The organism is Meiothermus sp. (assembly GCF_025060375.1).
Lineage (GTDB): Bacteria > Deinococcota > Deinococci > Deinococcales > Thermaceae > Meiothermus.
In genome coordinates this window covers 45,624-52,053 of record NZ_JANXCG010000006.1, presented here as the reverse complement: position 1 = coordinate 52,053, position 6,430 = coordinate 45,624, and the positions used below count along the sequence as shown (strand labels likewise).

Genomic DNA, 6,430 nt, shown 5'->3' with positions numbered 1-6,430 from the left:
GTCCTTGGCTAGGCGCTGGAACTCCTCGTTGCGGGCCACCAAGTCGGTTTCCGAGTTGAGCTCCACCAGCACCCCCACCCGCTGGTTGTGGTGGATGTAGTAGCCGATGATGCCCTCGCGGGCTTCGCGGTCGGCCTTCTTAGCCGCCTTCAGGGCTCCCCGCTCGCGCAGCAAGGTGGTGGCCTTTTCCATATCCCAGCCCGCGTCCTCCAGGGCCTTTTTCACATCGCTCATGCCTGCGCCGGTCTGCTCGCGGAGTTTTTTGACTAGCTCGAGCTGGCTCATAGTCTCTCCCCTAACTCTCCCCAGGGCTCAGGCTTCCGCCACCGGGGCTTCCTCGGCCTCTGGGGAGGTGGCCTCCCGGCCACCGCCTCGGGCCTCTACAATCAGGTCGGTCATCCGGCTCACGATGAGCTGAATTGAGCGGATAGCATCGTCGTTGCCGGGGATGATAAAGTCGCACAAGTCGGGGTCGGAGTCGGTGTCGGCCAGGGCGATGACCGGGATGCCCAGCTTGCGCGCCTCCCGGACCGCGATGGCCTCCTTGGTAGGGTCTACCACGAAGATAGCATCGGGCAGGCGGCGCAACTTCCGAAAGCCCCCCAGGTTTTTCTTCAGCCGCTCGAGCTCGTGCCTGAGCCGAACCTGTTCCTTCTTGACCCGCTCTTTGATCTCCTCCGACTCAAAAAGGGCCTCCAGCTCGGCCAGACGGTTGACCTGAGCGGTGATGGTGCGGAAGTTGGTGAGCATCCCCCCCAGCCAGCGCTGGTTCACGTAGGGCATACCGGCCCGCTCCGCCTCCTGCTGGACAATTTCCTGGGCCTGCTTCTTGGTGCCCACGTACAGGATGGTGGCCCCCCGCATGGCCAGGTCCTGCACGTACTTGAAGGTGCGCTCGAGCTCGAGCATGCTTTTTTGCAGGTCAATGATGAAAATCCCGTTGCGCTCAGCGTAGATGTAGCGCTTCATCTTGGGATTCCAGCGCTTGGTCTCGTGCCCGAAGTGCACCCCGGCTTCCAGAAGCTCCTTGATGGATACGTTCACAGCCATGTGTTCTCCTAACGGGACGGTTGGAGTGGGCGTTTCTTTGGCGCCTTGGCGGACCCCCCGGGCACCGTTCCCTACCCCCCGGGGCCGCTCTCGGCGCACCCAAAGGGGAAGTATAGCCCAAAGCTGCCCTTTACGGAAGCCCAAGGGACTGCTATACTCCCCCCTTGCGGGGGCGTAGCTCAGCGGGAGAGCAGGTCCTTTGCAAGGACAAGGTCGGGGGTTCAAATCCCCCCGCCTCCACCAGAACTCCCCAAGGTTTTCCAGGCTTCAGAGCTCCTGGAAGGCCTCCTCGTATTCCCTTCGGTCCAAGCCCCGTCCGATGACCACCAGCTCAGAAGGCGCCTCGGCCGGGCGGCTGGACTCCTCTAAGCTGAAGATCTCGCGCACCGTTTGGAGGAGGATTTGCCGCTTGAAGCCCCTTACGCTCAGGTAGCCCTTGGCGCGGAGGACTGCGTCTGGCCGACCGATGAGGTAGCGGTCGATGAAGGCGTTGACCCTTTGGCGTTCCAGGGGCCTTGTGGCCTTTAGGGTGAAGGTTTGCAGGTGGGGGGTGTGTAGGTGGTGGTGACCCTGGGGGGTCCAGTCCGGGTGAAAGCTCCGGTGCCCCAGGAGCAGCTCGGGGGCGAGGCGGCCTTTGGCGGTGGGGTAGACCCTGGCCAGGGGGTTTATCCTCTGGACCAGCGCCCGGGCCTCGGCCACCTGGGGGGGGCTGGCTAGGTCGGTTTTGTTCAGCACCACCGCGCTGGCGTAGGCGAGCTGTACCGCTCCTTCGGGAACCTCTCCTAGGGTGCGCTCGAGGTTTCGCGCGTCGGCCACCCCGATGATGCCGTCCAGCTCAAAGCGGGTGCGGGCGAAGGGGTCAAGGATGGCCTGGGCTACCGGCACCGGGTCGGCCAGCCCCGAAAGCTCAATCAGGATGTGCTCGGGTCGCTCCTTCCGGTCCACAAGCCTGAACAGCGCCGAGACCAGGTCCTCGCGCCCCACGCAACACAAGCAGCCGTTGGCTAGCTCAGCTATCCCGTCGGCGTCCACGTTTTCTATGAGCGAGCCGTCTATGCCGGTCTCGCCAAACTCGTTGACGATGATGCCAAAGCGGCGCTTGGCGGTTTGGATAAGGTGGTTGACCAAGGTGGTCTTGCCTGCGCCCAGAAAGCCACCTACCACGCTCACCGGGGTGCGCTTTTGCGCTTCTGCCATGGACTAGTCCTCCAGGTCCTTCAGGAAGCCCCAGCTTGTGACCGCTGGGTAGGAGCCCAGCACCTTCACGAAGGAGGCCCGGCGCAGGAGGGTCAGAAGCGCTTGGGAGGGGCCGGGGTCTTCGGCGTGGCCCTCAAAGTCGGCGTAGAAGATGGGGGAGACGGGCCGGTCGGGGTTGCGGCGGGGGCGGGACTCGAGCTTGGTGAGGTTGATGCCCTGGTCGGCGAAAGCCTTGAGCGCCGCCAGAAGCTCGCCCGGACGGTGGCGGGTGGTGAAGACCACCGAGGTCTTGTAAGGGCCCTCCCGCCGGGGCCAGTCCTCCCGGGAGAGGACGAAAAAGCGGGTGTAGTTGCCGATGAAGTCCTGGATACTTTGGGCCAGCACCACCAGGCCATAGCGCTCCGCGGCCCGACGGCTGGCGATGGCCGCTAGCCCTGGCTCGGGGTTCTCGGCCAGCGCCCTTGCCGCCCCTGCGGTGTCGTAGACCGGAATGGCCTCGAGCTTGTACCGGGCGATGAACCCATCGCACTGGGCCAGACCCTGGGGGTGGCTGATGACCCTGCGGACGTCCTCCAGGCGGGTTCCAGGTGGGGCTAGCAGGCAGTGGTCCACCTTCAAGACCAGCTCCCCTACCACGTGCAGGTCGGTCTCTAGGAGGAGGTCGTAGGTTTGGTTGATGATACCGGCAGTGGTGTTCTCTACCGGAACCACCCCCAGGTCAACCTCTCCCTCGGTTACGGCGGAGAAGACCTGGTGAAAGGTGGGCATCCCGATGGTCTGGGCACCTGGGAAGGCCTTCAGGGAGACCTCCTCGCTGTAGGCGCCCTCGGTGCCCTGGAAGGCAATGCGCATCACGGTTGCCACACCCGCCAGTATACCCGGGCTTGACCAGGGGCCTGCGGCCTCAGGCATAATCAGGCGTGCTGCGGATTGAGCCGGTTTCCTGTGCCGAGGAGTGGAATTCTTTGGTGGCCTCATTGCCCATCACCAGCGCCCTGCAGTCGTGGGGTTGGGGGGAGGTCAAGCGGCTTTCGGGCTGGCAGCCCGAGCGCCTGGCCCTTTACGAAGGGGGTACCTTGGTGGCCGCGGTGCAGCTTTTTCGCCGCCGGTTGGTGGGGCCCTTTTCCATGCTGTACGCCCCCCGGGGTCCGGCCCTGCGGAGGGTGGAAGACCTGCCCAGGGTGGCCCAGGCGCTGCGCCAGGTGGCGCGGGGGGCGGCCTATGTGAAGCTCGAGCCCGAGACCGGCCAGCCAGCCTCGGAGCCAGCCCCGGTTTTCCCTGGGTTGCGCCTGGGCGAGACCATCCAGCCCGAGTACTCGATATGGCTCGAGCTTGGACTGGGTCGGGAGGGATTGCTGGCCCAGATGGAGAGCATGCACCGCCGCAACACCCGCTTAGCCGAGAAACGGGTGGTTGCTCGCATAGAGGGCGAGGAAGCCTTTGAGGAGTTCTGGGTTCTCTTTGAGGAGACAAACCGCCGGGCCAGGCTTCTGCAACACGCCAAGAGCTACTACCAGGCTGTGCTCCGGGAGATGAACCAGCCCCTGGGGCGGGCTTTCATCTCCATCGCCCGCCTAGAGGGGAAGGCCCTGGCCGCAGGGCTTTTCGTGGCCTTTGCGGGGAGGGTTGACTACCTCTATGGGGGTAGCTCCCGCGAGCACACCCATGCCAAGGCCTCCAACGGGATGCACTGGAGGGCTATGCTCTGGGGTGTGGAACACGGTTGCCACACCTACGACCTCTGGGGGGTGCCCCGCAGGCGTGAGGGCAGCCACGCCGCTGGGATTGATAGCTTCAAGGAGGGGTTTGGGGGTCGGCGGGTACGCTTCCCCGCCTATGACCTGCCCCTCTCGCCCCTGTACGCGCCGCTTACCAGGGCCATACGGCTGCGCAAGAGCTGGATCAACTACCGCACCCGCGGAACCCTGCGGGACGTCCTTTAGCCCTACTTCACGCTTCTTAGCTGGCCTGTGCCTACCCTCTAGCCGTGGTTCGTGCTTCCGTTGCCGCTTTGGCGGTGGTTTTGTTGCTCTCGCTCTACCTGGCTAGCCGCCCACTGCCCGCGCCTGCCGCCCCCGAGCGGGGGGTTAGGCTGGAGAATGTCCGGCTCACCCTCTACCCGGAGCAAGACCCTCGGTCTCGCTGGGAGTTTGCTGCGCGGCGGGTTGAGCAGGACCCTGGAACCCGCGAGGCCCGGGTTACAGGCTTGGAGTCGGGTAGGCGCTTCGTGGAGGAGCGGCTGGACCTGCGGCTTTACGCCCCGGAAGTGACCATAGACCGCTCGGACAACCTGCACCTGCCCTACGCCCGGGTGGAGATTCTCAGGGGATGCTACACGGTGCAACTGGGGAGTCCAGGGGAGCCGCCGGTGGTCATAGACCAGCGGGAGGGCTTCCGCGCGCCCAGCGTCCACATCACCGCGCCCAGCCTGGAGGTGAGGGGCAAAGACTTCAGAAGCGACTTTGGCATAGAAAACCCGAGCTGGCGCGATCCCGTGGAGCGGTTCATCTCCGGGGGGGAGCAGCCACCTTGCCCTATCGAAGGGGGTAGTTCATGAGACGCCTTGGCTTTTTGCTTTTCCTCCTGGCCCTAGCCGTTTTGGCCCAGACCAAAGAGCAGCGCATCATTACCATTGAAGCCCCGGGTGGTCAGCGTTCTGGCAACCTGCGGATGGGCCCCTGGGTTTACGAGGCGGGCCGGCCCGGTGGGGTGATCGGGCGGGTCAAGGACCTGGAGATCAGCGCAAATAGGGCCACCCTCGAGGCCCCCCAGGGTAAGACCATGCAGGAGGCCGAGGGAGAGCGGGTGGCCTCGTTCGAGGGGGGCGTGACCGTCAAGCGGGACCGGATGGTTGCGAGCGGCCCACGCCTGGTCTACCGCGAGAGCAACGGCCGGGGGGTGCTGGAGGGAGGGGCGCGCATGCGCCAGGAGCCCAAGGAGAAGGGCAACGACCCGGTGGAGGTGACCGCACCCCGCATGACCTTTGAGGTGGACACCAACATCTCCACCAGTGAAGGGGGTGTGATCCTCAAAAATGGCCGCCAGGAAGGGCAGTCGCAGCAGGTCTACTACGAGGAGGACCGGGGTCTGGCGGTCTTTAGCGACGAGAAGGAGGTGGTGCTGGTCCGCCGCCGGGAGGGGAGAGGAGACCTCGTCATCCGGGCTAAGGAGGTGCGCAGCCTGACCGAGGAGAAGCGGCTTCTGGCTACGGGCGGGGTGACCCTGGTGGACGGGGACATCACCACCACGGGGGTGCGAATGGTCTACGACGACAACACCGGGGAGGCCACGGTGGTAGGGGGGCGGCTGGGCAACCAGAACGTTCCAGCGCGCAGTGTGAACGCTAAAGAGCGCGCAACCCTCTCGGGAGGGGCCCTCCTGCACAACGTGAACCGATCCCAGGTGCGGGTGCTGGCCCAGGTGCCCAGGCTGCCGATGGACGATTTCCGTAAGCAGGGTGAGCCGTAGCCAGCCCCCACCTGGCTCGAGCCCACGCCCTAACCGGTAAACTTGGGCGTAGGGCCTATGGGCAACCGACTTCGCCGCTACTTCATTGCAGGACTGCTCTCTACTCTACCCATCGCGGTAACCCTTTATGTCCTGGTCTGGGTTTACAACTGGGCAAACGGCATCATTGAGGGTATCTTGCGGGCCATTGATGCGGAGCCGGCCCGGTGGATGATGCCCTTCTTGCCTATCCTGGCCATCGTGGCAACCCTGGGGCTGGTGACCTTGGTGGGCATGCTGACGAACAACTACGTGGGGCGGGTGCTGTTTGCAGCCTTGGATCGGAGCATAAAGACCATTCCCCTGGTGCGGGAGGTCTACAACGCGGTGCAGCAGATCGCCCAGACCCTGCTGGGCCAGCCCGAGATGCAGTTTCAGCGGGCGGCCCTGATCGAGTATCCCCGAAAAGGACTCTACACCCTCTGCTTTATCGCCAGCCCCCAGGTGGGCCGGCGGCTCTCCCCCCTGCCGGAGGGCTATACGGTGGTGCTGGTGCCCACCAGCCCGGTGCCCGCTTCGGGGATGGCCATCATCGTGCCCACCGCGGATGTGATTCCGCTGGACATCAGCATAGAGGACGCCCTCAAATACGTGGTTTCGGCAGGGTTCATCCTCCCCGAAAGCCGGGCTCGGCAGCTTTGGGCCCACCCTGAGCAGACCCAGTCTTGAGGACCTC

Annotated in this window: 8 protein-coding genes and 1 tRNA gene; 5 read left to right on the top strand and 4 right to left on the bottom strand. The window is 64.8% G+C overall.

Annotation, left to right across the window (positions count from 1 at the left end; all coding sequences use genetic code 11):
• Both tsf and rpsB read right to left on the bottom strand, forming a co-directional pair.
• Positions 1 to 285, bottom strand: a 285-nt coding sequence (gene tsf / locus NZ849_RS00970) for a translation elongation factor Ts (protein ID WP_295403093.1), incomplete at its 3' end; no start/stop codon positions are given.
• A gap of 27 nt (positions 286 to 312) precedes the next feature.
• Positions 313 to 1,050, bottom strand: coding sequence for a 30S ribosomal protein S2 (gene rpsB / locus NZ849_RS00965; RefSeq protein WP_295387311.1), 738 nt, complete (start codon positions 1,048 to 1,050; stop codon positions 313 to 315).
• Positions 1,051 to 1,218: 168 nt separating this feature from the next.
• On the opposite strand from rpsB, the gene NZ849_RS00960 reads away from it, so the two are divergent.
• A tRNA-Ala gene (locus tag NZ849_RS00960) sits at positions 1,219 to 1,293 on the top strand.
• A gap of 24 nt (positions 1,294 to 1,317) precedes the next feature.
• On the opposite strand, the gene NZ849_RS00955 is transcribed toward NZ849_RS00960, so the two are convergent.
• Positions 1,318 to 2,247, bottom strand: a complete 930-nt coding sequence (locus tag NZ849_RS00955) for a GTP-binding protein (protein ID WP_295387313.1) — start codon at positions 2,245 to 2,247, stop codon at positions 1,318 to 1,320.
• Between the two features lie 3 nt (positions 2,248 to 2,250).
• Positions 2,251 to 3,099: a prephenate dehydratase gene (gene pheA / locus NZ849_RS00950; RefSeq protein WP_295403096.1), complete on the bottom strand. Its 849-nt coding sequence runs from the start codon at positions 3,097 to 3,099 to the stop codon at positions 2,251 to 2,253.
• 68 nt (positions 3,100 to 3,167) lie between these two features.
• Here pheA and NZ849_RS00945 point away from each other — a divergent pair, with 68 nt between their 5' ends.
• The 4 genes from NZ849_RS00945 to NZ849_RS00930 are packed head-to-tail and all read left to right on the top strand — an operon-like array spanning position 3,168 to position 6,423.
• On the top strand, positions 3,168 to 4,190 hold the full coding sequence (locus NZ849_RS00945) for a peptidoglycan bridge formation glycyltransferase FemA/FemB family protein (RefSeq protein WP_295387316.1): 1,023 nt from the start codon (positions 3,168 to 3,170) through the stop codon (positions 4,188 to 4,190).
• Between the two features lie 44 nt (positions 4,191 to 4,234).
• Positions 4,235 to 4,804: a hypothetical protein gene (locus NZ849_RS00940; protein ID WP_295387319.1), complete on the top strand. Its 570-nt coding sequence runs from the start codon at positions 4,235 to 4,237 to the stop codon at positions 4,802 to 4,804.
• Positions 4,801 to 5,715 carry an LptA/OstA family protein gene (locus NZ849_RS00935; RefSeq protein ID WP_295387321.1) on the top strand — a complete coding sequence of 305 codons (915 nt, stop codon included), beginning with the start codon at positions 4,801 to 4,803 and terminating at the stop codon, positions 5,713 to 5,715. The genes NZ849_RS00940 and NZ849_RS00935 overlap by 4 nt, the downstream gene beginning before the upstream one ends.
• A 57-nt stretch (positions 5,716 to 5,772) precedes the next feature.
• Entirely contained in the window at positions 5,773 to 6,423 is a 651-nt protein-coding gene (locus NZ849_RS00930; RefSeq protein ID WP_295387325.1) for a DUF502 domain-containing protein, read from the top strand.
• Positions 6,424 to 6,430: the final 7 nt, after the last annotated feature.